Here is a 26,909-nt window from a genome sequence, read left to right on the forward strand (position 1 = left end):
ATTATGAGTGCATATTGATTGCCCCAAAGATACCCCTAACGCATAGGATTTTAACCCACATTAAAGGATTTTAATGTTGATTATCAATTTATTAGCTAAAATAAGGATTAAGAATTGAATAGCTCTGAGAATGAAGCTTCTGGAGATTAAAACAACATTAAAATAGAGGGATAAAAATGAGGTGGCTCCTGAAAAAATCCAGAAGCCAATCAAATTTACTCCATATAATCGGCCTGGCGGCTCAATAAAGCGCGGTATTTATTGAACACCGCAGTTTTAGAAACAAAACCAATATATTCTTCCTGTTCATTCAAAACAGGCAACAACCATGCATTCTCTTTTTCCATCTTTTTAAGCACTATTTTCATAGAATCTGTGATGAATACAATAGAAGGAGCTGTTTGCATCAGGTCATGCGCAGTCAAATCCGGATTAGCCGGATTATTGATTGCTTTTTTCAATACATCCTCTACATAGATCAAACCTTTGAAAGACTTGTCTGCTGCAATGACCGGGAAAATATTTCGTTTAGACTGCAAGATTTCCGGCAGCTTTTCAGCAATAGTTTCTTCCTCATTCAACACCAGGTAATCTTTTTCTACCAGGTATTTTAACTTCATCATATGCAGCACTGTCGTGTCTTTGTCTTCATGAGACATCAGCTCACCACTTTCAGCAAGAGGTTTAGTATAGATAGAGTATTTATTTGTACTTCTGTTGATCAGGTAAGAAATAGCTGAGGTAATCATTAAAGGCACCATCAGTACGTATCCACCGGTAATTTCTGCAATCAGGAATATCCCGGTAAGCGGTGCATGCATAATCGCACTGAGCGAGGCAGCCATACCTGCAACGATAAAATTAGAAACATTCACATGGGCAATTCCTAAAGTATTAATTGTGAAAGCAAGCAGGAAGCCGATCAATCCACCCATAATTAAACTGGGTGCGAAAATCCCCCCATTACCTCCTGCACCAAGTGTAACCAGCGTAGCTGCCGATTTTGCAAATACCGTAATCGCAGTAAATAAAATAACAACTGTAGGGATATTGCTATAAGCAGAAAAAATACTATTTGTAATGACAGCTGTATAATTGCCGCCTAAAAGATTTTTGATGGTCACATATCCCTCACCGTACAAAGTAGGAAACAGAAAAACCATTGCCCCCAATACAAGACCACCAACCGCAACCTTTTGATAAGGATGTTTGATCTTATAGAACATGCCTTTGATAAAGTAATTGGCTTTGGTAAAATACATCGAAAACAGACCAATCAGCACAGCCAGTACAACATACCAGACCAGCGAATTGAATTTCCATCCTTCAGTAACCAAAAAGAACAATTGTTCATTGTAAAAGAAACGTGCCACCACTGCAGCTGTAGCCGAAGAAAGTAACAAAGGTATAAATGCCGGAATAGTAAATTCAGGTAACAGGATCTCAATCGCAAAGACAATTCCCGCAATAGGGCTATTGAATGCACCCGCAATACCTGCGGCTGCACCACATGCCAGCAGCATCGTAGTTTCGCGGTAAGAGAGCCCTAAAAAGCGCCCTACAACAGAGCCTATACCCGCACCACTGGTTACAATCGGTGCTTCCAGCCCGGTTGATCCACCAAAGCCTACTGTTAAGGCCGCAGTGATAATCTGTGAATAGATATTATGGGGTTCTACCCTGCTTGATTTCCTGGAGATCGTGTAAAGCAAAGGTGTCAAACCAGTTTCGAATTTCCCTTTCCGGATAAAACGCCTTACATACATCACAGAAAGCAGTATCCCTATAAAAGGAAAGACCAGGAACAGGTAATACTTATATTGCCAGTGAAAACCGTCCTGTAAAAAGTCTTCAATATGATGGGTAATCGTTTTAAGGAGCGCCGCAGCAAGTCCAGCCAAAACGCCAACTATCATGGCCGCTATAACGAGGAAGTTTCTGTTGGAGATTTTTGTCCTTCGGTATTGATTTACAGCGTCAAGATAGTTGACCAATCTTACGTACATTTCTTATGAGTTTAGCAATCGAATTTATCTAACAATTTAATCAGCGTAGCAAAGTCTTTTGGGTATGGCGCATCAATTTCGATGTCCTCCCCATCCAGGCCTTTAAAGATGACATGTTTGGCATGCAATGCGAAACGCTTCATAATCGGAAGCTCTTCATCATCTTTTGCAATCCGGTACCCTTTTTTAATACTGGACAAAAATACAGGTTTACCTTTATATAAAGTATCTCCGCAAATTGCAGCACGCTGTGTAGCCAGGTGAATCCTGATCTGGTGCATGCGGCCGGTAATCGGCTTACATTCTACTAAAGTATAATGTCTGTAAAACTTAATAGAATTAAAAATGGTTTCAGCACGTTTACCTTCCTTACGGTCAATCGTAACGCTCCTGTTTCCGTCATTTAAGATAGGCAGGTCAATGAAAAGCTCTTTAAACGTAAACAACCCGTCAACAACGGCATGATACGTCTTTTGAACTTTACGCTTCTCGAATTGCATCGAGACTGAACGATAGGCTTCCGGATTTTTAGCAATGATAATTGCACCTGATGTTTCTTTGTCTAAACGGTGACAAACCTGGGCATCAGCTGAATACTGTTTTGCAAGGCGAAGTATATTAACTTCGCCGGAGCCGCCACGCTCGTCTAATGAGGCAACAAATGGCGGCTTATTTACAACGATATGGTTATCGTCTTCGAATAGAATGAGGTCTTTAAATGAAGGATATTTCAATGGTGTGGATTTATAAAACAGTACAAAAGTACAATTTCATCCTTTACCATTTGAAATAAGAATGTAAATGATTAAGAAAGTTCGAATTTATACCCTACTCCTTTGACAGTTGCCACGTAAGTTTCGCCTAATTTCTCTCTCAATTTACGGATATGCACATCTATAGTCCGGTTGGTAACTACAACCGAATCTTCCCAGATATTTTTAAGGATCGACTCTCTTGTATATACTTTTCCAGGTTTAGAAGCCAGCAGGTACAGCAATTCAAATTCTTTCTTTGCCAATACTACTTTTTGTCCGCTCTGATAAACAAGATAAGCCTCTCTGTCGATCACTAAATCGCCAATTTCAACTTTGTTCTCAGAAACTTCATCATTACTTACATTTCTTCTCAATATGGCATTGATACGGCTGACTAAAGCACGTGGCTTAATTGGTTTAGCGATATAATCATCTGCACCGACATTAAAACCAGCAATTTCTGAGTACTCTTCACTTCTTGCGGTCAGAAAAACCATGAAAGTATTTTTGAACTCAGGAATAGCACGCATCAGACGGCAGGCTTCAATCCCATCCATCTTAGGCATCATGATATCCAGAATGATCAGATCAGGGTGCACTTTTTTTGCAACTGCAATCCCATCCTGTCCGTTGCTGGCCAGGTAAACCTGATAACCTTCTTTTTTAAGGTTATATTCAACTAACTCTAAGATATCAGGTTCATCATCAACTATCAGTATCTTTTGTTTTACGGCGCTCATGTCTTTAAATATTTGTTACGAAATTAAGTAATCATTTGCATAACCAGGTTAAAGGTAGGTTAACAAATTGTTAATGACACCTGATAGTTTAACATTGAATTAGGGTTAACGTAAAGTCTTTTCTAAAAACGTATCAAGCTCTTCAGCTCTCAGGTTTTTAGCAATAATCTTACCTGTTGGATCTAATATAAATGAACTTGGAATTGCTTCTACCTGGTACATTCTTACTGTAGGGCTCTCGAAATCTTTCAATTCACTTGCATGCGTCCATGTTAATCCGTCTGCAATTACTGCTTGTTTCCATGCTACAGGGTCTTTATCTAAGGATATACCAAGAATAGTGAATTTTCTGTCTTTATACTTATTATAGACCTTTACTACATTTGGATTTTCCTGTCTGCAAGGCTGACACCAGGAAGCCCAGAAATCAAGCAAAACATATTTACCTCTTAAAGCTGATAGTTTAACCGTTTTTCCGTCAAGTGTATTCATGGTAAAATCTGGTGCAAGCTGTCCGATCTGTACAGATTTCAATTTAGCCATTCTCACTAAAAAGTCAGTTACTGCTTCATTTTTATTAAAATTACTCTTGATTTTTTCTGAGTACGCGATCATTTCCTTCTCATAATCACTTGGATTTAAAGAGTTGATCGCATAGAATCCAGCAAGGGAAGTCGTATTGTCCATGGCAAATTTCAGGATATAGTTTACCAATCCTTCATTTTCTTTAATCAGCGCGGGTCTCATTTGATTTGCGATAGCGTCTCTGTTATGCGGTTGATTCGCCACATTTTCTTCAAATTGTGCCTGTAAAGCCGCAAGCTTCGCCACATACTGGTTTTTGTTCTTATTCAGTTCCTCCAGTTTATCAGCTTCCGCTGCTCCTGATAGTTTATAAGCAAGATTTTTATCTTCAAGATCTGCCTCTAATTTGATGACATCTCCGTTTTTAGCGATCAGCATATATTCGCTGTTGTCAATCTTCACTCTGAAGAAATCTACTTCAGGCGTGCTTCTGTTGAATTTAAATTCTCCTTTATTGGATAATACTGTAGAATCGAGCGGTGTCTCGCTTGCTTTATTAATTCCATATAAATAAACTTTTGCTTGTGGTTTAGCGTGTTCAAATTTCCCGCTGATCTCAAATTTGCTTTTGTCATTACAAGCGGCAAATGCAACGCACACGATTAAAAGGGTGGCTATTCTGTTCATATTTATATACTATATAGATTAATCCTTATTTTAATTTTTCTAATAACAGTTCATTAATTTTAGCGGGGTCTGCTTTCCCTTTTGCCATTTTCATGACCTCTCCGACAAATAAGCCTAAAACTCCTTTTTTACCGGTTTTATAAGCTGCAACCTGTGGTTTGAATTTTTCAAGCACCTGATCTGCAAAACCATCCAGTTCATCCGCATTCTCTACAATCAATAGGTTAAGTTTTAAGGCGAGTGCCGAAACATCCGCATCCTTAACCGACTGAATGGCCGGTAGTAATTGTTGTAAAGCAATTTGCTGCGTGATTTTCTTTTCTTCGACCAGGTTAACGACCGCAGCAAGCTGTGCAGGACTTATTTTAAAAGTAGTAATAGTTAAATCCTGTTCATTTAATAAAGCTCTGATCGGGCCAGTGAGCCAGTTAATCAGGTTTTTAGGATTCTTTACTAAAGTTAAGGCAGCATTCAGATAGTCCAGCAATTCTTTATCCTCAGTGAATATCGAAGCTTCAGAATTATTCAGCCCGAAATCTGCCATCAGTTTTGCTGTAATTTCACGGGGCAATGCAGGCATTCCTGCTTTCAAAGCAGCCAGCCATTCATCTGAGATCACGACAGGCGGAAGATCCGGATCAGGGAAATAACGATAATCGTTTGCCATTTCTTTAGTGCGCATTGGCGCTGTAGTTCCATGATCAGCGTCAAAAGTTAAAGTACTTTGAACAATTGCGCCTCCAGCTGTGATCACTTCGATCTGGCGGTTAAATTCAAACTCCATAGCTCTGCGTACATTGCGGATTGAGTTCAGGTTTTTCACCTCGCAACGGGTACCGAATTCTTCCGTTCCATTTTCACGGATCGAGATATTCGCGTCACAGCGGAAACTTCCTTCTTCCATATTTCCGTCTCCTACGTCAAGATGCCTCACCAGCTTCCTCATTTCGGTTAACAATACAGAAGCTTCTTCGGCAGTGCGGATATCAGGTTCGGTTACGATTTCTATTAAAGGTACTCCTGCCCTGTTCAGATCAACAAAAGAATAGTGATCATCCTGGTCATGCATGCTTTTACCTGCATCCTCTTCCATGTGGATCCTGTTAATTCCGATACGCTTTTCTGTGCCATCACTTAAAACGAGGTCGATATATCCATTCTGGCAAATCGGCTTGTTATCCTGAGTGATCTGATATCCTTTAGGCAGATCAGCATAGAAGTAATTTTTACGGTCAAAGTAATTGGTCTGATTGATTGTACAGTTCAGGGCCAGCCCCATTCTGATCGCTTTTCCAACTACTTCTTTATTCATTTTTGGCAATGCACCAGGCAAAGCCAATGAAACCGGAGAGATATGCGCATTCGGTTTTGCACCAAAAGCTGCGCTATCTGAAGAAAATATTTTCGATTTTGTATTTAACTGAACGTGAATCTCTAAGCCTGATACCAATTCAAATGCTGTGGGAGAAATAGCAGTTTTCGTACTCATTTAAGGGCAATAAATTAAACTAATGTCGTGAATTCCTGTCTCACAAATATAACCAAATAAGTTTATGACCATGGGTTTAGGACGCATTTATAATCATGGCATAAACTTTGACAATTTACATACACACACAAATTTGAAACGTTATGAGAAAATTACTTTTAATTGCTGCGATTGGAATCGCTTCCCTTGCAGCTGCACCAGCGGCGAAAGCCCAGGTGAGTTTAAGTATAAATATTGGGTCACAGCCCCAATGGGGGCCCAGGGGGTATGATCATGTTGATTATTATTACCTGCCAGATGTAGATAGTTATTACTATGTACCAACCCGCCAGTTTGTTTATTTAAGTGGCAGCAGATGGATTCATGCGCGTTCTCTTCCTTCCAGGTACAGAGGTTATGATTTGTATGGCGGCAGAAAAGTTGTGATTAATAACTATGCTAATCCATGGACAAGACATAACTACTACAGAACGCAATATGTAAGCAACAACTATTACAGCAGACCATCGCGTGTAGTGGTCAGAAATAATTACCGCAACGACAGAAGAGATTACAATAGAGGAAGAGATAACGGCTGGGGAAGGGGTCATGACAGAGGAAATGGCTGGGGAAGAGGAAACGACAGACATGACAACGGCAATAGAGGTAACCATGGAGACAGAGGTAACCACGGTGGAGACAGAGGTAATCATGGTGGCGACCATGGTGGACATGGAAGAGGTGGCCGTAACTAATAGATATTACCAATAAATTACTGACATTATTAACTCTTATTGTAAAGTATCACGACCTTTGGGTTGTGATACTTTATTTTTTATAAGCTATTTACCATTTTATATTAACCTGATTAATGATGATTGAGAACATAGAAGCAATGCTGACCCAGAAAAACATTAACCCTACTGCCATGCGGCTACTGGTACTGGATTTTCTGTTAAAGCAGTCTTCAGCGATCAGTCTGACCGATCTTGAAAAAGGATTAGACCCTTCAGACCGCATAACTTTGTACCGTGCACTCAAGAAGTTTGAAGAAAAAGGGCTGGTACATAGCATTGACGATGGTTCTGGAGCGACTAAATATGCACTTTGTGAAAATGATTGCGAAGCCGGACATCACCACGATCTGCATGTTCACTTTTTCTGTAATACCTGCCGGGAAACTTCTTGTTTGCCTAAACACCATATCCCGCAAATTGCCTTACCTGACGGCTTTAAATCTGAAGAAGTTAACCTGATCGTTAAAGGCGTTTGTAATAAATGTGTCCAATAGTTTGCAATACCATTGCGCTATAGTTTAAAGTACCTTTGTTTTAGAGAATCAAAAAAAAGCTTTAGCTTAATCAATCTCTTTGACTTAAGATACTATTATGGCCACTAAAAATATAGATACCTGCTGTGATACAGCTACCATTGCAGAGAAAAAACCTGCCGCAGCACACAAACCACATACACACACTCACGAAGGACATACGCATGATGGTCATAGTCATGATGACCACAGCCATGACGATCATGACCACGATCACGACCATGATCATGGTGATGGTGAAAGTTCAGGCTGGAAAGGCCAGATTCCTTTATTAACTTCCTTAGCGATACTCGCAGTGATGTTAACGCTGGAATATGGTTTTAAATTCATACCAGCCAAACCGGTTTCCCTGCTGATTTTCGGGGCCGCTTACCTGCTGGCAGGATATAACGTATTGAAGTTAGCTTTCAGAAAAGCAATGCGACTGGATTTCTTCAACGAATTTTTCCTGATGAGCGTGGCCACAATTGGTGCGTTCTCCATTGGATCTTACAGTGAAGGCGTCGCAGTAATGGTATTTTATTCCATCGGAGAATGGTTCCAGGATGTAGCTGTATCTAATGCAAAACGCAGTATTAAAGCATTATTAGATATTCGTCCGGATACCGTAGATGTAATCAGGGATGGAAAAATCACCACTGTTAAACCTGCTGATGTTGAAATTGGTGAACTGATCCAGGTCAGGGCCGGAGAAAAAGTAGCTTTAGATGGTGAACTGGTTTCTGCGAAAGGAACATTCAATACTTCTGCGATGACTGGAGAAAGTAAACCAGATTCTAAAGCAAAAGGTGACAGCGTACTGGCCGGAATGATTAACCTGAATACCGTAATTGAGGTTAAAGTATTGTCGCTATTTAAAGATAGTAAGCTGAACAGGATTCTGGAAATGGTACAGGATGCAACAGCCAGAAAATCTAAAACCCAGTTGTTCATTTCCAGATTTGCTAAAGTTTATACTCCAATTGTATTTGCCTTAGCAGTGCTTGTGGTAGCCCTGCCCTATTTATTTGTAACTAATTATGTATTTGCACAATGGCTATACCGCGGCCTTGTTTTCTTAGTCATTAGCTGTCCTTGTGCTTTAGTTGTTTCCATTCCACTGGGTTATTTTGGCGGAATAGGCCTGGCTTCTAAAAATGGTATCTTATTCAAAGGATCAAACTTCCTGGATGTAATGACTACGATTAATACCGTAGTGATGGATAAAACCGGAACATTGACTAAAGGCGTTTTCAAAGTACAGCGTGTAAAGGCTGTGAATGGAGATGAAAAAGAATTACTGCGTTTAACTGCAGCTATTGAAAGTAAATCTACCCACCCTATTGCTACTGCCGTGACTTTACATGCGGGTGATGTTTTACAAGGCACAAAGATTGGTGAAGTGGAAGAAGTACCCGGAAAAGGGCTTAAAGGCTTGATTGACAACAAACAAATACTGGCTGGAAATATCAGGCTGCTGAACCAGTTTAACATTGCTTATTCAAATGAAGTAGCTCAGGAAGAAGATACCGTGGTTGTAGTTGCCATTGATGGCGTTTATGCGGGATTTATTACAATTGCTGATGAGCTGAAAGAAGATGCCATACAAGCCGTAAAGGAAATGCATGAAATGAAAATCCAGACGGTGATGCTGAGTGGCGATAAACAAGCCGTAGTTAATAAAATTGGCAGATTATTAGGGATAGATCGTGCTTTTGGTGATCTCTTACCAGAAAACAAAGTAGAAAAAGTAGAAGCGCTGAAACAACAAGGCAGACATATCGCTTTTGTTGGGGACGGAATTAATGATGCTCCGGTTGTAGCTTTAGCTGATGCAGGGATTGCCATGGGTGGGTTGGGAAGCGATGCAACTATCGAAACTGCGGATATTGTGATTCAGAATGATATGCCTTCAAAAATTGTTACGGCAATTAAAATCGGAAGACTGACTAAAAACATTGTTTGGCAAAATATTGCACTGGCCATGGGCGTGAAAGTAATCGTACTGATTTTAGGAGCAGGCGGAGTTGCAACCCTATGGGAAGCTGTAATCGCAGATGTAGGGGTTGCTTTACTGGCGATCTTAAATGCAGTCAGAATTCAGAAAATGAAGCTTTAATTTAATTATCTTCATCCCTGAAATGAAAAGATTACAGGGAATAAAAAACACTTGGAAATTAAGCCTGCTAACCATTAGCTTAATTTCCTGTAGTCATCCAAAAGACAGGGTTTATCAGGCAGAATTATTTAAGGAAAATATTGACCTGAATACACCTCCTAAAACTACATTGCAGCTCTTTAAGAGGCTAACATTGACCAATAAAAAAGATGAATTGATAGGGGGTATATTTGGGCGCAAAGGACGTATGTCCTGGAATATCATCAATTACAAAGATACGACGATCCACTTTAATCCTAACCTGAAGAATTTGGTTGAGGATTATCAGTCAGATGAAACACCTTTATATGATTTTTCTACGATCTATTATCTGAACCCACAAAAAACAGCATTCCTTGCAGATATGCCTGGACCTTCCCGTATCAGCAGCCGCGTTTTTGTATTTTGTGCGCAACCAAATGGCTTAAAAGTTTACCGGATTGAGCGTCCAGTTAAAGAACAAATCTCTTCAGGAGACGAAAGTATCTATATGGGTATTGCTAAAATAGGCGGTAATCTGCTATTGGTCAACAACGATTATCTTTTTAATCAGCGAACAGCAAAGGCATACCTGATCCCAAGACCAGATCCGAAAGAAAGAATGCAGGCAGACTTTACGATCCTGTCACCTGATGGAAAAACCGTAGTTTTTAATGCAAAGGGTAGTTCGACTGATCATTTTGACTATATCTATCAATTCCATTATCCAAGCGGCAAATTTGAAACAGATAGTATTCCTGCAGATCAATATCAAAGTCCATTGCTGGACAAGAAAAAAAAGTGGCCGGAAACTCATTATGACTGGAACAAAGATGCAAATGGAAGAATGTTTCTAAAACCTAAAACGGCTTTTAGTTTAAAATAATGCTATAGAAAACACTTCTTTAATTTACTTGTTTAGGTAGTATGGAACAGCTGCAACCTGAAACTAAACAAATCAACTTACTTTGGGAGGGTCACCATTATAAATCGGTAGAGAATTGTGTGGTGACTATCCAGGAAAAAGGCGCTGAAATCACTGCTGTGGTTATTGGAGATTCCGGCGAAAAACCTTTTCGCCTTGATTATACCATCAGAACCAATCAAAAATGGGAAACCGTATTTTTTGATATTAAAAGCCAGTTTAATGATCAAAGAGTCGAATTAAGCTTTGAAAGTGATGGAAAAGGTAACTGGAATGATCATGGAAAAGCATTGGAAGAATTTAAAGGCTGTATAGATATCGACATTTCACTAACCCCATTTACAAACACGTTGCCCATCAGGAGACTGGGTTCAAAACTAAAAACAGAACAAGAGATTAAAGTGATCTACTTTGATATTCTGAAACAGCTCGTCAGACCAAATTTACAGGCTTATACCGCATTAACCGGCTTCTGTTATCAGTACCGGAATATTGACAATGGCTATGAGGCACTGCTCACAGTTGACGAACAAGGACTGGTTGTGGTTTATCCGTCAAAGTTTTTCAGAGGTACCCATGTAGAGAGCAATTACTAGTTATTAAAAAACGGGCCGGCTCTTTTCTTTAGAGACAGCCCGTTTTCATTTAGAATAATTTGCTTGATTACTGAATCAGCGTCGCCGCTTTTTCCAGCACCTTAGCTAATCCATCTTTATTTTTTCCTCCGGCAGTAGCGTAGAAAGGCTGACCTCCACCTCCACCCTGGATATCTTTAGCTAATTCCCTAACCATATTCGAGGCATTGAGTTTTTTATCCGTAACCAGATTATCAGATAACATGACACTGATTCCTGGTTTGTCATCGATCAATGTCGTGAAAACAAGGTATAAGTTATCTACGATATCCTTAATTGAAAAAGCCAGGTTCTTCACTGCATCTGCACTGGGAAGGTCCACATGAACAGCTATCATATTGATGCCGTTGATCGTTTTCATATGGTGAACGATTTCATGTTTAAGATTCCCTGAACGCTCTACAACTGCTTTCTCAGCCTCTTTTTTAAGTTTGTTATTTTCTTCAATCAAAGCAGTAACCGCAGCAGTCAGGTCTTTATTTCCTTTAAGCAATGTTTTTAACTGGTTTATTTCTTTATCCTGGTTAATCACATACTCTTCTGCACGATCGGCTGTAATTGCTTCAATACGTCTTACACCTGCAGCTACAGCACTCTCAGAAATAATCTTAAAGTAACCAATCTGACCAGTTGCCTGAACGTGTGTACCACCGCATAATTCCTTCGAATAATTATCATCGAAAGTAATGATACGAACAAAATCACCGTATTTCTCTCCAAATAAAGCAGTTACCCCACTTGATAATGCTTCTTCGTAAGGAACAAGTCTTTGCTCTTTCAAAGCTATATTATCTCTTACCCTTTTGTTGACGATATGCTCAATAGCTGCTAATTCATCCTCAGTAATCTTTGTGAAATGAGAAAAATCGAAACGCAGGTAATCTGCATTCACCAAAGATCCTTTTTGATTCACATGATCGCCCAGGACACTCTTTAATGCGGCATGCAGTAAATGTGTCGCAGAGTGATTGTTATTCGTCTGTACGCGCTTATCTTCATCTACGACAGCCCAGAACTGACCATCTATATCTTCAGGTAAAGAGTCTGCGAAATGCACGATTACGCCATTTTCCTTTTTGGTATCTGTAATTTCAATAGAAAACATCCGGCTATGGTCTTCCAGACGGCCGGTATCACCTACCTGGCCCCCGCTTTCGCCATAAAAAGGAGTTTTCTGCAATACGATCTGGTACTGCTCTTTTCCTTTGGCAGTTACTTGTCTGTATTTTAATATTTTGGTTTCAATCTCCAGGAAGTCATATCCTACAAATTCCGTTTCAGGGTCATCATGAACAGTAATCCAGTCACCTGTATCAATTGCTGTTGCCGCTCTTGATCTGGCTTTTTGTTTCTGAAGGCTTTTCTGATATTCCTCCATATCCACACTCCATCTTTTCTCCCTGGCCATCAGTTCAGTCAGGTCAATCGGAAATCCGTAAGTATCCTGCAATTCAAAAGCAAAATCACCCGAAATCACCATCTGGTCTTTCAGTATGCTGTAAACCCATGGATCTTCAAAAGATTTCTCCAGGTCAATTGCATTTTCAGACATCAGAAAATCTGCTTGTTTAGCGGTATAATTTTCAAAGCGCTGAATACCTGTAGCCAGTGTTCTTAAGAAAGAAACCTCCTCTTCCAAAACTACTTTCTGAACGAAGTCCTGCTGTAAGACCAACTCCTCAAAAACACCTTTAAACTGTTCGGCAAGAACTGGTACCAATTGGTTTAAAAAAGGCTCTTTTAAATCAAGGAAAGTATAAGCGTAACGTACAGCTCTTCTTAAAATCCTGCGGATCACATACCCTGCTTTGTTATTTGCCGGCAATTGTCCGTCTGCAATTACAAATGAGATTGCACGGATATGATCGGCCATAACGCGCATCGCAATATCCGTTTTTTCATCAGTGCCATAAGCTATACCAGCTTTTTTTGCGATGAACTGTATGAGTGGCTGGAAAACATCAGTATCATAGTTTGAAGCTTTATTCTGCAATACGCGAACCAGACGCTCAAAACCCATTCCTGTATCTACATGTTGTGCAGGTAATGGCTGTAATGAACCATCTTTTAATCTGTTGAACTGCATAAATACATTGTTCCAGATCTCTATCACTTGCGGGTGATCAGCATTCACCAATTCTTTCCCGCTGGTTGCTGCACGTTCATGATCAGGACGGCAATCCACGTGAATTTCCGAACATGGACCACAAGGCCCCATGTCTCCCATTTCCCAGAAATTGTCTTTTTTATTTCCTAAAACAATGCGGTCTTCAGGAACATATTGCTTCCACAATTCGAAAGCTTCCGTATCTCTTGGAAGACCTTCTTTTTCATCTCCTTCAAAAATGGAAACGTATAATTTATCTTTAGGGATACCATAAACTTCTGTCAATAATTCCCAGCTCCAGGCAATAGCCTCTTTCTTGAAGTAGTCACCAAAACTCCAGTTGCCCAACATCTCGAACATGGTGTGGTGATAGGTATCTATACCCACTTCTTCCAGATCGTTGTGTTTACCGGAAACCCGTAAACAACGTTGTGTATCGGTTACCCTTGGATACCTGGCGGGTGCCTCTCCCAAAAAGATGTCTTTAAACTGGTTCATACCTGCATTGGTAAACATCAGTGTAGGATCATTTTTTACAACGATAGGTGCGGATGAAACGATATTGTGTTGTTTCGATTCAAAAAATGCTAAATATGCGTGTCTGATTTCTTTTGCTGTCATTCGTAGTAGAAATTATCCAACAAAATTAAAATTTTATTGCGGTATTCTACTAAAATCCCTTTACATTTGAATGCTTTACATAAAAGCTATAAACCACTAAATATCAACATAGAAGTATGCCTTACAAGGAACGGGAAATTAATAAAATGTATTATACGATGGGTGAGGTGACGGAAATGTTCAATGTAAACGCCTCACAGATCCGCTTTTATGAGAAGGAATTTGACGTTCTCCAGCCTAAGAAAAACAAGAAAGGAAACCGTCTTTTCACTCCGGAGGATATTGAAAATCTGAAGATCATTTTCCACCTGGTAGATGATAAAGGTTTTACACTGAAAGGTGCAAAAGATCATTTAAAGAATAATAGTGCAGACGTTAAGGAGAACCAGAAGATCATTGCATCACTGGAAAAATTAAAAGACTTCTTATTAAAGTTAAACGACGAAATTTAATTATTAAATTAACTTAGTTAACTAAATCAGCAGTACTTTGGCGTTATTATGTCAAAGACAGCTAGCTCATCCATCCAGTGTCCCGGGTCGCAAAGTATCAGAACCTCTTTGCCGGGATACGGAATACTATTATCCATAGTTCTTTTTTGTCCCTTCAGCATTGCATATGCGCAGGAAGAGGTGCAAATCAAAGAAATAACCGCAACGCTTTCAGAGAATTTTTCAGCAGAAGATCTTGCTGAGCTGACTGAACAGCTTTCCTTTTACCTGAAACACCCTTTAGACCTTAACAGGACCAGCCCGGAGCAGCTAAAAGAGCTATTCTTTCTTTCCTCACTGCAGCTCAGTAACTTTTTCACGCATATCCGGCTCAGCGGAAAACTAAAGGATGTTCTGGAACTTCAGGCCATAGCTGGTTTTGATGTCACCACAATTACCAGGCTACTCCCATTTGTGACGGTGAAGGAAGAATTACCGCTTGATTTCAGTAAAGCAGGCAAAGGGCTTAGTGAGCTTACCCTGAGATATGGGCGGCTGCTGGAAAAACAAAAAGGTTATACTGACCTTCCGGGCAGCAGATATCTGGGTACTCCTGAAAAACTATTGCTGAAGTATAGCTATCATCTGAATGATCAGGCTGCAATTTCCGTCGTAGCCAAAAAGGATGCTGGGGAAAGCTTTTTCAGCGGCAGCAGCAAAAGTGGTTTTGACTTTATTTCAGGAAGCCTGGCCCTGTATAAATCCGGAAGGTTTAAAAAGATCGTTGCTGGAGATTACAGCCTGCAATTTGGCCAGGGCCTGAGCCTCTGGTCTGGTTCATCTTTTGGAAAAGGGGATGATGTAGCAGGTATCGCAAAAAAAGATACCGGCCTTAAACCTTATACCTCTGCTAATGAGTATTCATTTTTCAGAGGTGCAGGTGTAACTTATAGTTTATTGAAAAGCATTGACTTAACAGGTTTCATATCACTTAGAAATCTAGATGCCAGCTTAACAAAATCTACTGACGGGAATGACCAGTTATCAGCAATCAGTACTAGTGGTTTACACCGTACGACAGCCGAAAACAAGCATAAAGGAAAGCTGGGATTGTTACTTTACGGGATGGCTTTAACCTATAACAAAAATAGTTTGGACCTGGGGATTACGGCATACCATTCCAGTTATCAGCATGATTTTATAACGGGCCCTCAACGCTATAAGCAGTATAACTTCACTGGCCGGGAACTTAGTAATCTCGGAATTCATTACAACTATACATTCCGGAATATTTATTTTTTTAGTGAAGTGGCGCATAGCATACCTGGTGGTACCGCAGTACTCACCGGCGCTATGGCCAGCTTGTCGCCACGTATTTCTGCGATAGTTCTTTTCCGTAATTATGAGAAAGAACACGTTAGTTTTTACAACAAGGCCGCCGGAGAAGGAAGTACAGCTGCAAACGAGAAAGGAATTTATACTGGTTTACACATTAATCTGACTAAAAAATGGACTTTATCTGCCTATGGTGATATTTTTTGGTTCCCATGGGCAAAATATAGAATTGACGAAGCGTCTTCAGGATATGAATTGACCGGGCGAATTACCTTTAAGCCAGATAAAAAGTTTAAAGCCTTGTTAAGTTATCAAGCCAAACACAGCGAACAGAACGCGAGTTCAGGCAAGCCTGTGAACCCGATAACTGACCTCAGGAAGGATAACTGCAGAGTGGAGGGTAATCTTACACTCAACAGGAAAATAACACTACAAAATCGCTTTGAACTGACCCGGTATCAAAAAGGGGATGTTCATGCTGAGTATGGATATTTATTTTATCAGGATGTAGCTTACCATCCTATGTCTTCCAGAATTTCTGCGAATCTCAGACTGGCTTTTTTTCATACTCCATCTTACAATAGCAGGATCTATGCTTACGAAGATGACGTGTTGCATGGCACGGGTTCTGGTATTTATAGCGGTGAAGGGATCAGGTGTTATTTTAACCTGAGTTATAACTTATCCAGACAACTCAGGGTATGGGGAAGATATGCAGCATACCTGTATCCGGGAATGGAGAAAACAGGTTCAGGACTGGAAGAAATCAGTGGCAATCAAAAGTCTGAGATCAAGCTTCAACTGCGTTATCAGTTCTAAATGCGAATTCGGCAAAACATAAGTATTTTCGGCAAAATCCTGCTTCCATTTTGCATAGGAATATGGGCTTTGCATGCAGCAGATAATACCAAATTAAATTTGCCAGTGTTAATATTTGCAATTTTTACAATTATTTTATCATTAATAATCAGATTTTTATACAAATTACTTAAAGTTTATCATCATAAAGGATTTTTGGCAATCCTGATTAATTTACTCTTTTTAAGCTTGGGCTTATTTTGGTATTCCAATGCAAATCTGATTCAGAATCCGGCTAACTTTTCTAATCACCAGGCAGATTTCCTGAGGATATCGGTAGCTGATGAGCCGCAGCAACATGGTTCAATTTTAAGATTTAAAGCAAGGGTTCTGGCAAACTATACTGGTCATCAAAAACAGCAGACATCAGGCTATTTACTGGTCGCCCTGCATTACGACTCAGCCTTCCCTGTCCAACTTCAGTATGGAGAAAACTATTATATCCCTGCCCGGTATAAAGTGATAGCCGCTCCATATAATCCAGCAGAATTTGACTTCAGCTCCTGGCTGGCCATGCAAAATATCCACCATCAAATTTTCCTTCAACCAGAGGAACTGATTGCTTCCAGAATTAAAACAGGGCCCGCTTTGATCAGCTTTGTACAGGCACTCCGGAAAAATCAGGTAGCGCTTTACAGGCGTTTAATTAAAGACGACAATGCTTTTGCAGTGGCTTCTACGTTAATTCTTGGTTACCGGGCAGATTTAAGTGCAGAGACCCTGTCAGCCTATTCAAAAACAGGAACTATTCACGCGCTCTCTGTTTCAGGAATGCATGTAGGGATTATTTATCTGGTGCTTAACCGGGCCCTTGGCTGGATGGATAGGAAAGTCTGGCTAAAATGGAGCAAAGTCCTGCTACTTTTAATCCTGATCTGGGGCTATGCTGTATTGACAGGATGCTCTGCTTCAGTTTTACGCTCAGCAATTATGCTCAGTATCTTCATCCTGGCTAAGTCTGTTCAGAACCAGGTAAACAGCTATCAGGTATTATATTTTTCAGCTTTCTGCCTATTGCTCTACAACCCTTTTTTACTTTGGGATGTAGGCTTCCAACTCTCCTATCTGGCTGTACTCGGCTTAATTTACCTGCAGCCAAAACTCGAACAGCTCATTCATTTCAAATCACTTTGGTTAAGAAAGCTCTGGAGCCTGATCAGCCTTTCCATTGCAGCACAGCTTTTCACCTTCCCGCTGAGCAGTTATTATTTCCATCAGTTTCCTGTCTACTTCATTCTCAGTAATCTATTTATCGTACTTCCAGTTACACTTTTGATGTATATAGGTATGCTGCTCTTACTGTTTCGCTTATATTGGATAGCGCCACTTTTTGAATGGTTGATTATTTTCATGAACCGTGGATTAGAAAAAATTGCAGCCCTCCCCTACTCCAGCATCAATATGATCTGGTTTACGAAACCTGAACTCCTTTTACTTTGCCTGTTCCTGCTCCTTAGCTGCATGGCTTTGCAACAAAAAAACAAATACTATTTAGCACTTTCGCTTTTGACTGCAGGCTGCTTTCAGGTGATGCTTGTCAAAGATGAGCTCAGCGCAGCGCGGCAACAAAAAATCATTCCCTTTACTTTAAACAGAAATTATGCTGTTGCTTTTATCAGTTCCAATCAGGCTATACTAATTACTGATTTACTGCCGGGCGATCCAGCATTTAAATTCCACATACAGCCTGCTCTGGATCAATTGAAAATCAGTGAAATCACCTGTCTGAAATGGAAAGAAACCTGGACTTCAAAAACTCTTCAGATCAGAGAACATCAACTTTTTTTCAGAAATTTCAGGGTATTGTTACTGGATACTGCTTTTAACCATTGGGACATCAAGGGGAAACCTGTTTTTGATGCGATCTGGGTACATGGGGAGCCACAATTAAAAATGGATAAGCTGAGATCAGCCATCACTTTCAAAGAAATATGGGTAGACGCAACAAATAGGAATTATAGTATGCAGCGTTACCAGAAAGATACTATAAATTTTAGCAAATCAATACTGGTTTTAAAACCAGGTCTACGCTAACCTACAGGATTCATAATTTTAAACTGCTCAATCCAGCCCTGTTCAAAATTACTATCCTGATATTTAGCTCCAAATTCTTCTGGCGTATACCACATTGCAGTATGTGGTTCATAAATCCAGCAATTTTGACGCAGCGCCTCTTTAATGAGTACAATGACGTCAATAAAATGTGCTTGCTGTTGTTCATTAGTGAATGAATCTATCATAGTTTTTTTCATATCATTTTGGTGGTACTCACAAAGTAATCCTTTGCTATAGTGCCAAATAGAATAAAAACAAATCTGAATTTATAAGATTTAACACCAAATTGAATTAAAAACTGAACCAGATAAGGCTCTATTGCTTGTAAGAAAACATTACAATAATCACCCGGTTGATTGACAATTTGTTTCGTCCTGTATCCTTCACTCAGCTTGTTCAGGTTAACTTTTACAGAACTATCTTCATCGACATTAAAGAAATCTCCGGCTGTAATTGACCAGCTTGAAGACTGACTGTTTTGCACCCATTGATTCAGGTGGTTGTTCAATTGTTTATTAAATTCTTTTTCCATAGCACAACAAAATTATGCTAATATTTTTAGTAAAACAAATAGAATTGAAAGTTTTTGCAGTAAATAACAAGAAGCAGGTCAATTTATCAGGATGTGAAATATGCCATTTCTTTGCATTATTTTTTATTTACTTTTGACTAAAATAAGCCTCATATCCTATAACACTATACATGACATCACCCCTGGTATTATATACAGTAGCCGACCGTATTGCTACGATTTCGCTGAACCGTCCAGATAAACGCAATGCCTTTAGCCCGGAACTGGTTAGTTCTTTGACAGAGACTTTATTGCAGGCATCTGATGACGAAGAAGTGAAAGTGATCATTTTAAAGGCCATTGGCCCTGTTTTCAGCGCTGGTGCTGACCTTGCTTACCTACAGCAATTACAAAACAACACTCATGAAGAGAATGTTCAGGACAGTCAAAATCTAAAGACACTATTCACAACGATCTATTATTTACCAAAGGTGGTTATTGCGCAGGTTGAAGGGCATGCTATTGCTGGCGGATGTGGCCTGGCAACGGTATGCGATGTTACTTTCGCTGTTCCTGAGGCTAATTTCGGCTATACAGAGGTAAAACTGGGCTTTGTTCCTGCAATCGTTTCCTGCTTTCTGATGCGTAAAACCAGCGAAACAATTGCTAAAAAAATATTGCTGACAGGCGATTTATTCTCTGCAGCGCAAGCACTGGCCTATAATTTGATTACTTATGTAACAAATAAAGATGAAATTAGTCAGAAGGTACAGGATTTTGCGCAAAAGCTTTGCAATGAAGCCTCCGGAAACGCTTTAATGGTGACTAAACAACTCATTGGTCAGACTACGAATCCTGAACTGGAAAAGAGCCTGAATTTAGCGGTGCAAATTAATGCAAGAGTTAGAGAAAGTGAAGACTTTAAAAAAGGGATTGCTTCATTTCTCAGCAAGGAAAAAATTAAATGGTAAACTATTAAAACTAAAAAATATGTTAAAGTCGATTAAAACAAGTGTACTAGCTGTAATATTAATCAGCACAGCTGTGATTGCACATGCACAGAAAAAAGTAAATGAAGGTACACTTACCTATGGTATTACTTATGAGCTGACTGCGGAACAGCAGTCTATGGCTTCACAATTACCTGCAGAGACTAAATTAAAATTCAGTGGAAACCTGTTAAAAATAGAAATGCAGCAAGGACCTGCAAAAATTACTATCATCTCCGATGGTGTTCAGAAAAACGGATTGGTATTGGTTGACATACCTCCTATCCAGAAACAATACGCAGTAAAAACTACCAAAGAAGAAACTGAGCAGACTATGGGTAAACCTCCTGTTTTAAGTGATTTCAAAGGGACTGGTGAAAAATTAAAAATAGGAAACTATAGCACAGAGAAATACACTTACAAAGACGATAAAGGTACTGCTTATGAACTTTGGGCAACAAATGATATTCAATTACCTGAAGGAATTATTGGTGAAGAATTCAAAGCATTAAAAGGTACACCTATCAAATTTACACGTGTACAAAACGGTGTGAAAGCAGTTTTAACAATTACAGCATTGACTGAAGACAAAGTTGGTCCGATCACATTAGACGTTCCTTCGGCTTATGAAGTAACTACGATGGATGCTTTAAGAGCAATGGGCGGCCAATAAGCGCTTAACTCTATCTAAAAGGCCCTCTGAGAAGCATTTCAAAAATGCAGACCAGAGGGCCTTTTTATTTGAAAACAATTGCTGTGCTGTTGCAATCACAATTGTTTTCAAATGTGCTTTAAAGGAAACAAACAATGTATTACATTTGAAGCGCAGGAAAGATCAAAAAAACAGCAAAAAAAGCAGGATACATTATAAAATTCTGCAAGAGCCTGATTGCTGAAATAAATTAAAACCACGAAATCAAATGGAGCGGAAACTCATTATTTTAAAATTATCTATTGCCTTGTTTATCACATCCTTTGCTATTCCGGCAGCCAATGCCCAATATAAAAAAGAAGGGATTAACTGGACGAAAGATGGGAATGGTTATTACCAGAATTCATATGGAGGAATTGAAATAGTTACCTTGCCTAAAAGCGAAACCAAAACTTTAATCAGCAGTGCGCTGCTTACCCCATCAGGCCAGAATCAGCCACTACCAATTAAAGATTTCGTACTTTCTGCTGATGGAACCAAAGCCCTGATTTATACAAACAGTAAAAGAGTATGGCGTTATGAAACCAGAGGAGATTACTGGCTGGCCGACTTAACGACCAATAAACTGGTGCAGATCGGAAAAGACAAACCGGCATCTTCTCTGATGTTCGCCAAACTATCTCCGGACGCGCGTAAAGTTGCTTATGTAAGCGGACATAATATCTATGTTGAAGACATTGGTAGCGGAACAAGTAAAGCATTAACTACAGATGGTACAGCCAGGCTGATCAATGGAACTTTTGACTGGGTATATGAAGAAGAATTCGATTGCAGAGATGGCTTCAAATGGAGCCCCGACGGAGCTTCTATCGCTTATTGGCAGATCGATGCAAAAAAGATCAAAAACTTCCTTATGATCAACAATACGGATTCAATTTACCCGTATACTGTACCAGTAGAGTATCCTATTGTTGGAGAAGATCCTTCTTCTTGCAAAATTGGTGTGGTCAATGTCAGCACTGCACAAACTACCTGGGTAAAAGTACCAGGAGATGCGGTACAGAATTATATCCCGAGAATGGATTGGGTTCCGAATACGAACGACCTGATTTTACAACAGCTCAACAGAGAGCAAAACACGAGTCGTGTATTTGTAGCGAACACACAATCCGGATCAGTGAGTAACATTTATACAGAAACCGATAAAGCCTGGATTGATGCTGCTCCAGAGTGGCAATGGATCAACAATGGAAAAGAATTTATCTGGCCGAGTGAAAAAGACGGCTGGCGTCATCTTTACCGAATCAGTAAAGACGGCAAAAAACAGACGCTGATCACTAAAGGTAATTATGATGTTATTGAAAGCAGCCTGGTAGACGAAAAAAACAATACCTTTTACTTTCTTGCTTCGCCAACCAATGCGACGCAAAAATACCTGTACAAAACAAAGCTTGATGGTAAAGGTCAGTTAGACCAGGTTACTCCTTCTGTTTTCCCTGGAACACATGAATATGATATTTCCCCTAATGGAGTTTTTGCCAAACATACTTATCAGAGTGCAAATATAGCACCTATCAGTGAATGGATGAAAATGGATACAGGCAATCCTTTCACCATGGAAGGAAGTCTGACCAATCAAATGGCAAGAGTACGCCCACCGAAAAACAAAACAGAATTCTTCAAAATTAAAACCGAAGATGGTGTGGAATTAGACGGATGGATGAAAAAACCAGATAACTTTGACCAAACCAAGAAATATCCTGTTGTATTTTATGTTTATGGTGAACCAGGTGCACAAACTGTATTGGATACTTATGGTGTTAGTTATAACTTTTTATATGCTGGCAACATGCCTCAGGACGGTTATATCTACATTTCTATTGAAAACAGAGGAGCACCAGCACCAAAAGGACGTGAATTCCGCAAGTCTATCTACAAAAACATTGGTGTTTTAAATATCCGCGACCAGGCTATGGCTGCAAAAAAGATTATAGAATGGCCTTTTGTAGACAAAGACAGAGTTGCGGTATGGGGATGGAGCGGAGGCGGTTCATCAACTCTTAACCTGATGTTCCAATATCCTGAAATTTACAAAACAGGTATTGCTATTGCAGCAGTTGGCAATCAGCTTACCTATGATAATATTTACCAGGAACGTTACATGGGTTCGCCGTTGAAAACTAAAGAAGCCTATATTAAAGGGTCGCCGGTTACCAATGCACACAACTTAAAAGGAAACTTACTGTATATACATGGTACAGGTGATGATAACGTACATTATCAAAATGCAGAAATGCTGATCAATGAGCTTGTTAAAAGTCAGAAAATGTTTCAAATGATGTCCTATCCGAATCGTACACACGGGATTTCAGAAGGTGATGGCACAAGAGAACATCTTTCTAAAACTTATACTAAGTTCCTGCAAACTTACTGCCCTGCGGGAGGTAAATAACCGGGTATTAAATACGAAAGCCCCTTAATTGCATTGCTCCAAAAAAGTTAGTTACTTATTGGGCCAATGCAAATAAGGGGCTTTTAGCTTTATGGAGATTTATCAGGCCCCCTGTCCGATGTTAATCATCAATCCCCCATCCATCACATAAGTACTTCCTGTCACGTAATTTGCTTCTTCAGAAGCTAAAAATAAAGCGAGATAAGCAATTTCTTCTGGTCTTCCTGCTCTGCCCAGCGGAATATTCGCTTCGGCTTTTTCTCTGATCTTCGGGTCATCCACTGCTTTCTGATTCATCGCAGTCAAAATCATTCCTGGCGCTATATTATTGACGTTGATGCCAAATTTACCGACTTCCAGTGCAATGGTCCGCATCAGGTTTTTTATCCCAGCTTTAGAGGCATTATAATCACCATTTCCAGGGGCGTTGATTTCTTCATGAACAGAAGAAATATTAATGATCTTACCGGGCTTGCTAATCCCTTTGCGGTGCTGAATGAACTTCCTGCTACAGAAAAATGTTCCATATAAATTCGTTTTGATCGTCCGGTCAAATGTCTTTGTATCCATCTCATCAATAGGAATTCCAGAACCATTTACACCTGAATTGTTGACCAGAATATCAATTCCGCCAAATTCTTTAATCATAGCCTCCATCTTTGTCTCCACATCTTGCTCGTTACTTACATCAAGCTCAATTAACGAAGCCTTTCCGCCGTGTTCTTGTACGGCTTTCAATGCCTCCTGTCCTCTTTCTTCCTTACTATGATAACACACCACTACATTTGCCCCGTTTTTAGCGAATTCAATTGCAATTGCACGTCCGATTCCTGAATCCGATCCGGTTACCAATGCGGTTTTGTTTTCCAGTTTCTTCATGTTGTATATTTATAATTTCCGATCTGTTTTGTTGATTATAAGCCATCACTTATTTTGAATCAGCTCTACTTAACTAACCAGAAAAACCGGGATATGTTTTAGTGTATCTGACAGTTAAGCTATTTTAAAGCAACTTAAACACTTCGCATAAAACTTTACAGATACCTTTTTGTTGTAACCTCCAATGGCACTGATTTCATTCACTAATAAGGGCATATTCTGTAAACAGGGCGGTTTTTACATCGATCCCTGGCAACCAGTAGATCTGGCAGTAACGACTCATGGACACGCAGACCACGTAAAGTTCGGCAATAAGGCATATTTATGCCATGAACTCACGAAACCGGTTTTGTTACAACGTCTGGGTGCAGATTTACCTGTTCAGACCTTACCGTATTATAAAGAAATCACAATCAATGGTGTTAAGCTAAGTCTTTTTCCTGCTGGACATGTGATTGGATCTTCCCAGATAAGACTGGAGTATAAAGGTGAAATCTGCGTAATTTCTGGAGATTACAAAGTAGAATATGATGGAATCAGCACAGCTTTTGAGCCTGTAAAATGCCACACCTTTGTATCAGAAAGCACTTTTGGCCTGCCTATTTATAAGTGGCAGCCACAAGAGGAAGTCTTTGGAAAAATAAGAAACTGGGTTTCAGATAACCATGACCAATTAAAGACAAGCGTACTGATTGCTTATAGTTTAGGAAAAGCACAACGCTTAATTAAAAACCTGGCAGGCGATCATAATATCTATGTGCATCAGTCCATCGCCAACCTCAATGAAGGATTTATTAATGCTGGTGTTGACCTTCCTCAAACCATCAGAATTACGCCGGATATCAAAAAAGAAGAACTGCAAAAGGGAATCGTAATCGTCCCTCCTGCCCTTGCAGACGGCAAATGGATGAAGAATTTAATGAGTGCTTCGACAGGAATTTGTTCTGGATGGATGCAGGTCAGAGCAGGCCGCAGATGGCAATCTGCTGATGCAGGCTTTGCATTAAGTGATCATGCAGACTGGCCAGGTTTATTGTCTGCTATTAAAGCTACTGAAGCAGAAAAGGTATTTGTAACGCACGGATTTGTATCTACATTTTCCAGATACCTCAATGAAATAGGGATAGAAGCAGAAGAAGTAACAACGCGTTACGGAAATGAAGGGGAAGAAGAAGAAATCTTAAAAGAAGCTTAATTTGAAAAGGTTCGCGGAATTGATACAACAGCTGGAAACCAGCAATAAGACCAACGATAAGATCGCGGCACTGGTGAGCTATTTCAGCACAGCCGATGAAAGGGACAAGCCTTATGTGATCGCTATGTTTACCGGCAAAAAGCCACGCAGACCTGTTACAACAGCATTAATCAGAGAATGGGCTATAGAATTGAGCGACATTCCAGCCTGGCTGTTTGCAGAAAGCTATCACAGTGTGGGTGATTTGAGTGAAACAATTGCCCTGGTACTCCCTCCGGCTAAACATATTACAGACCGTAAACTGCATGAATGGATTACAGATCTTGCTTTGATCAGTAACAAGGATGATGCTGCAAAAAAAGAATTTATCCTGAACGCATGGAATAGTCTGGGTACCCGGGAGCGTTTCATCTTTAATAAGTTAATCTCCGGAAATTTCAGAATTGGGGTATCTAATAAAATGCTCGTGAATGCATTGGCCAAGCAGAGTGAAACTGACAGCAATAAAATCATGCACAGTATCATGGGCAAATGGACTCCTGCAGAAATCACTTATCAGGAACTGATCAATGGTGCACATGTGAACACTGACAATTCATGGCCATACCCGTTTTGTCTGGCTTATGCGCTGGATAACGCACCAGAAAACCTGGGTGAAACTATTGCCTGGCAGGCAGAGTGGAAATGGGATGGGATCCGTGGTCAGCTTGTTAAACGCAATGGTGAGTTGTTTATCTGGTCCAGAGGAGAAGAACTGGTGACTGATCAATTTCCGGAATTACATTTTCTGAAAGATGAACTGCCGGATGGAACTGTAATAGACGGAGAAATCCTTTCTGTTAAAGATGGAAATGTACAGGCTTTCAGTATTTTGCAACAACGTTTAAACAGGAAAACTATTCACAAATCACAATTAAAGGATGCGCCCATAGGCTTTTACTGTTACGACGTTCTGGAATTTCAAGGTCAGGATATCAGAACATCCCCTTTATCGGCAAGAAGAAAGATTCTGGTGGATGTTATTGCTGCACTCCAGATTAAGGATATTGCAATTCTCTCCCCTGTTATTGATTTTGACAATTGGGAGCAGTTAGCAGAGATCAGAAAAGAATCAAGAGCGAATAACAGTGAAGGTATTATGCTGAAAAAGCTGGATTCTCTTTACCATAGCGGCCGTAAGCGTGGTGATTGGTGGAAATGGAAAATCAATCCATATACTGTTGATACCGTCATGATCTACGCGCAAAAAGGAAGTGGCCGCCGGGCAAACCACTTTACCGATTATACTTTTGCAGTGAGAGATGGGGAGCAGTTAATTACGATTGCCAAAGCCTACTCTGGTTTAACCGATATAGAAATTAAACAAGTAGATAGCTTTGTCAGAAAAAATGCGATAGAGAAGTTTGGCCCTGTAAGAACAGTGAAACCCGAACTGGTATTTGAAATTGCATTTGAAGGCATCGCTGAAAGCAAAAGACATAAGGCAGGCCTGGCTTTACGTTTCCCGCGTATCGCCCGCTGGCGGAAAGATAAAAACGCTTCAGAAATTAATACGCTGGACGATTTAAGACAATTGTTAGCTTCAACGTTATAAGAACCTTATGTAATGCTTTGAACAACTCAATAGCATATAGGTA

At 39.9% G+C, this 26,909-nt stretch carries 22 protein-coding genes; 13 read left to right on the forward strand and 9 right to left on the reverse strand.

Annotated elements, in window-relative coordinates; all coding sequences use genetic code 11:
- Positions 1-215: 215 nt before the first annotated feature.
- From ABIB30_RS08925 to gatB, 5 genes are all read right to left on the reverse strand, one after another.
- Positions 216-2,006, reverse strand: coding sequence for a chloride channel protein (locus ABIB30_RS08925; RefSeq protein WP_354301198.1), 1,791 nt, complete (start codon positions 2,004-2,006; stop codon positions 216-218).
- 11 nt (positions 2,007-2,017) lie between these two features.
- Positions 2,018-2,740 carry an RluA family pseudouridine synthase gene (locus ABIB30_RS08930; RefSeq protein ID WP_068396435.1) on the reverse strand — a complete coding sequence of 241 codons (723 nt, stop codon included), beginning with the start codon at positions 2,738-2,740 and terminating at the stop codon, positions 2,018-2,020.
- Between the two features lie 71 nt (positions 2,741-2,811).
- A complete protein-coding gene (locus ABIB30_RS08935) occupies positions 2,812-3,501 on the reverse strand; it encodes a response regulator transcription factor (protein ID WP_068396433.1) in 690 nt (229 codons plus the stop codon).
- 105 nt (positions 3,502-3,606) lie between these two features.
- Complete coding sequence (locus tag ABIB30_RS08940; protein WP_354301202.1) at positions 3,607-4,713, reverse strand: redoxin domain-containing protein; 1,107 nt, start codon at positions 4,711-4,713, stop codon at positions 3,607-3,609.
- Between the two features lie 25 nt (positions 4,714-4,738).
- Positions 4,739-6,202, reverse strand: coding sequence for an Asp-tRNA(Asn)/Glu-tRNA(Gln) amidotransferase subunit GatB (gene gatB / locus ABIB30_RS08945; protein WP_354301204.1), 1,464 nt, complete (start codon positions 6,200-6,202; stop codon positions 4,739-4,741).
- Between the two features lie 143 nt (positions 6,203-6,345).
- Between gatB and ABIB30_RS08950 the strand changes: the two genes are divergently transcribed.
- From ABIB30_RS08950 to ABIB30_RS08970, 5 genes are all read left to right on the forward strand, one after another.
- Complete coding sequence (locus ABIB30_RS08950; RefSeq protein WP_354301206.1) at positions 6,346-6,936, forward strand: hypothetical protein; 591 nt, start codon at positions 6,346-6,348, stop codon at positions 6,934-6,936.
- Between the two features lie 116 nt (positions 6,937-7,052).
- Positions 7,053-7,472 (forward strand): Fur family transcriptional regulator, encoded by a 420-nt coding sequence (locus tag ABIB30_RS08955; protein WP_354301208.1) that lies wholly within the window; start codon positions 7,053-7,055, stop codon positions 7,470-7,472.
- 97 nt (positions 7,473-7,569) lie between these two features.
- Positions 7,570-9,609, forward strand: a complete 2,040-nt coding sequence (locus ABIB30_RS08960) for a heavy metal translocating P-type ATPase (protein WP_354301210.1) — start codon at positions 7,570-7,572, stop codon at positions 9,607-9,609.
- A 22-nt stretch (positions 9,610-9,631) separates the two neighbouring features.
- Positions 9,632-10,513 carry a hypothetical protein gene (locus ABIB30_RS08965; protein ID WP_354301211.1) on the forward strand — a complete coding sequence of 294 codons (882 nt, stop codon included), beginning with the start codon at positions 9,632-9,634 and terminating at the stop codon, positions 10,511-10,513.
- Between the two features lie 41 nt (positions 10,514-10,554).
- Positions 10,555-11,148, forward strand: coding sequence for a putative glycolipid-binding domain-containing protein (locus tag ABIB30_RS08970; RefSeq protein WP_354301213.1), 594 nt, complete (start codon positions 10,555-10,557; stop codon positions 11,146-11,148).
- 67 nt (positions 11,149-11,215) lie between these two features.
- On the opposite strand, the gene alaS is transcribed toward ABIB30_RS08970, so the two are convergent.
- On the reverse strand, positions 11,216-13,915 hold the full coding sequence (alaS, locus tag ABIB30_RS08975; protein ID WP_354301215.1) for an alanine--tRNA ligase: 2,700 nt from the start codon (positions 13,913-13,915) through the stop codon (positions 11,216-11,218).
- A 116-nt stretch (positions 13,916-14,031) separates the two neighbouring features.
- Between alaS and ABIB30_RS08980 the strand changes: the two genes are divergently transcribed.
- From ABIB30_RS08980 to ABIB30_RS08990, 3 genes are read left to right on the forward strand one after another with little or no spacing between them, the layout of a single operon-like run.
- Positions 14,032-14,367: a MerR family transcriptional regulator gene (locus ABIB30_RS08980; protein WP_068396413.1), complete on the forward strand. Its 336-nt coding sequence runs from the start codon at positions 14,032-14,034 to the stop codon at positions 14,365-14,367.
- A 48-nt stretch (positions 14,368-14,415) separates the two neighbouring features.
- Positions 14,416-16,500: a helix-hairpin-helix domain-containing protein gene (locus ABIB30_RS08985; RefSeq protein WP_354301218.1), complete on the forward strand. Its 2,085-nt coding sequence runs from the start codon at positions 14,416-14,418 to the stop codon at positions 16,498-16,500.
- Complete coding sequence (locus ABIB30_RS08990; protein WP_354301220.1) at positions 16,501-18,573, forward strand: ComEC/Rec2 family competence protein; 2,073 nt, start codon at positions 16,501-16,503, stop codon at positions 18,571-18,573.
- Here the strand turns inward: ABIB30_RS08990 and ABIB30_RS08995 are convergent.
- Both ABIB30_RS08995 and ABIB30_RS09000 read right to left on the reverse strand, forming a co-directional pair.
- A complete protein-coding gene (locus tag ABIB30_RS08995; RefSeq protein ID WP_354301222.1) occupies positions 18,570-18,779 on the reverse strand; it encodes a hypothetical protein in 210 nt (69 codons plus the stop codon). The genes ABIB30_RS08990 and ABIB30_RS08995 overlap by 4 nt on opposite strands.
- Positions 18,780-18,787: 8 nt before the next feature.
- On the reverse strand, positions 18,788-19,126 hold the full coding sequence (locus tag ABIB30_RS09000; protein ID WP_068396401.1) for a hypothetical protein: 339 nt from the start codon (positions 19,124-19,126) through the stop codon (positions 18,788-18,790).
- A 170-nt stretch (positions 19,127-19,296) separates the two neighbouring features.
- Here ABIB30_RS09000 and ABIB30_RS09005 point away from each other — a divergent pair, with 170 nt between their 5' ends.
- The 3 genes from ABIB30_RS09005 to ABIB30_RS09015 all read left to right on the forward strand — a co-directional run bounded on the left by ABIB30_RS09005 (position 19,297) and on the right by ABIB30_RS09015 (position 23,198).
- Positions 19,297-20,076, forward strand: a complete 780-nt coding sequence (locus ABIB30_RS09005; protein WP_354301224.1) for an enoyl-CoA hydratase/isomerase family protein — start codon at positions 19,297-19,299, stop codon at positions 20,074-20,076.
- A 19-nt stretch (positions 20,077-20,095) separates the two neighbouring features.
- Positions 20,096-20,767: a DUF4412 domain-containing protein gene (locus ABIB30_RS09010; protein WP_354301226.1), complete on the forward strand. Its 672-nt coding sequence runs from the start codon at positions 20,096-20,098 to the stop codon at positions 20,765-20,767.
- A 247-nt stretch (positions 20,768-21,014) separates the two neighbouring features.
- On the forward strand, positions 21,015-23,198 hold the full coding sequence (locus ABIB30_RS09015; protein ID WP_354301228.1) for a S9 family peptidase: 2,184 nt from the start codon (positions 21,015-21,017) through the stop codon (positions 23,196-23,198).
- A gap of 102 nt (positions 23,199-23,300) precedes the next feature.
- On the opposite strand, the gene ABIB30_RS09020 is transcribed toward ABIB30_RS09015, so the two are convergent.
- Positions 23,301-24,077, reverse strand: a complete 777-nt coding sequence (locus tag ABIB30_RS09020; protein WP_354301230.1) for an SDR family NAD(P)-dependent oxidoreductase — start codon at positions 24,075-24,077, stop codon at positions 23,301-23,303.
- A gap of 184 nt (positions 24,078-24,261) precedes the next feature.
- On the opposite strand from ABIB30_RS09020, the gene ABIB30_RS09025 reads away from it, so the two are divergent.
- The gene (locus ABIB30_RS09025) at positions 24,262-25,272 is read left to right on the forward strand and encodes a ligase-associated DNA damage response exonuclease (protein ID WP_354301232.1); all 1,011 of its coding nucleotides are present in this window, start codon (positions 24,262-24,264) and stop codon (positions 25,270-25,272) included.
- A gap of 1 nt (position 25,273) precedes the next feature.
- Positions 25,274-26,866 carry an ATP-dependent DNA ligase gene (locus tag ABIB30_RS09030; protein WP_354301234.1) on the forward strand — a complete coding sequence of 531 codons (1,593 nt, stop codon included), beginning with the start codon at positions 25,274-25,276 and terminating at the stop codon, positions 26,864-26,866.
- Positions 26,867-26,909 lie beyond the last annotated feature (43 nt).

The organism is Pedobacter sp. UYP1, from assembly GCF_040547305.1.
Classification (GTDB): domain Bacteria; phylum Bacteroidota; class Bacteroidia; order Sphingobacteriales; family Sphingobacteriaceae; genus Pedobacter.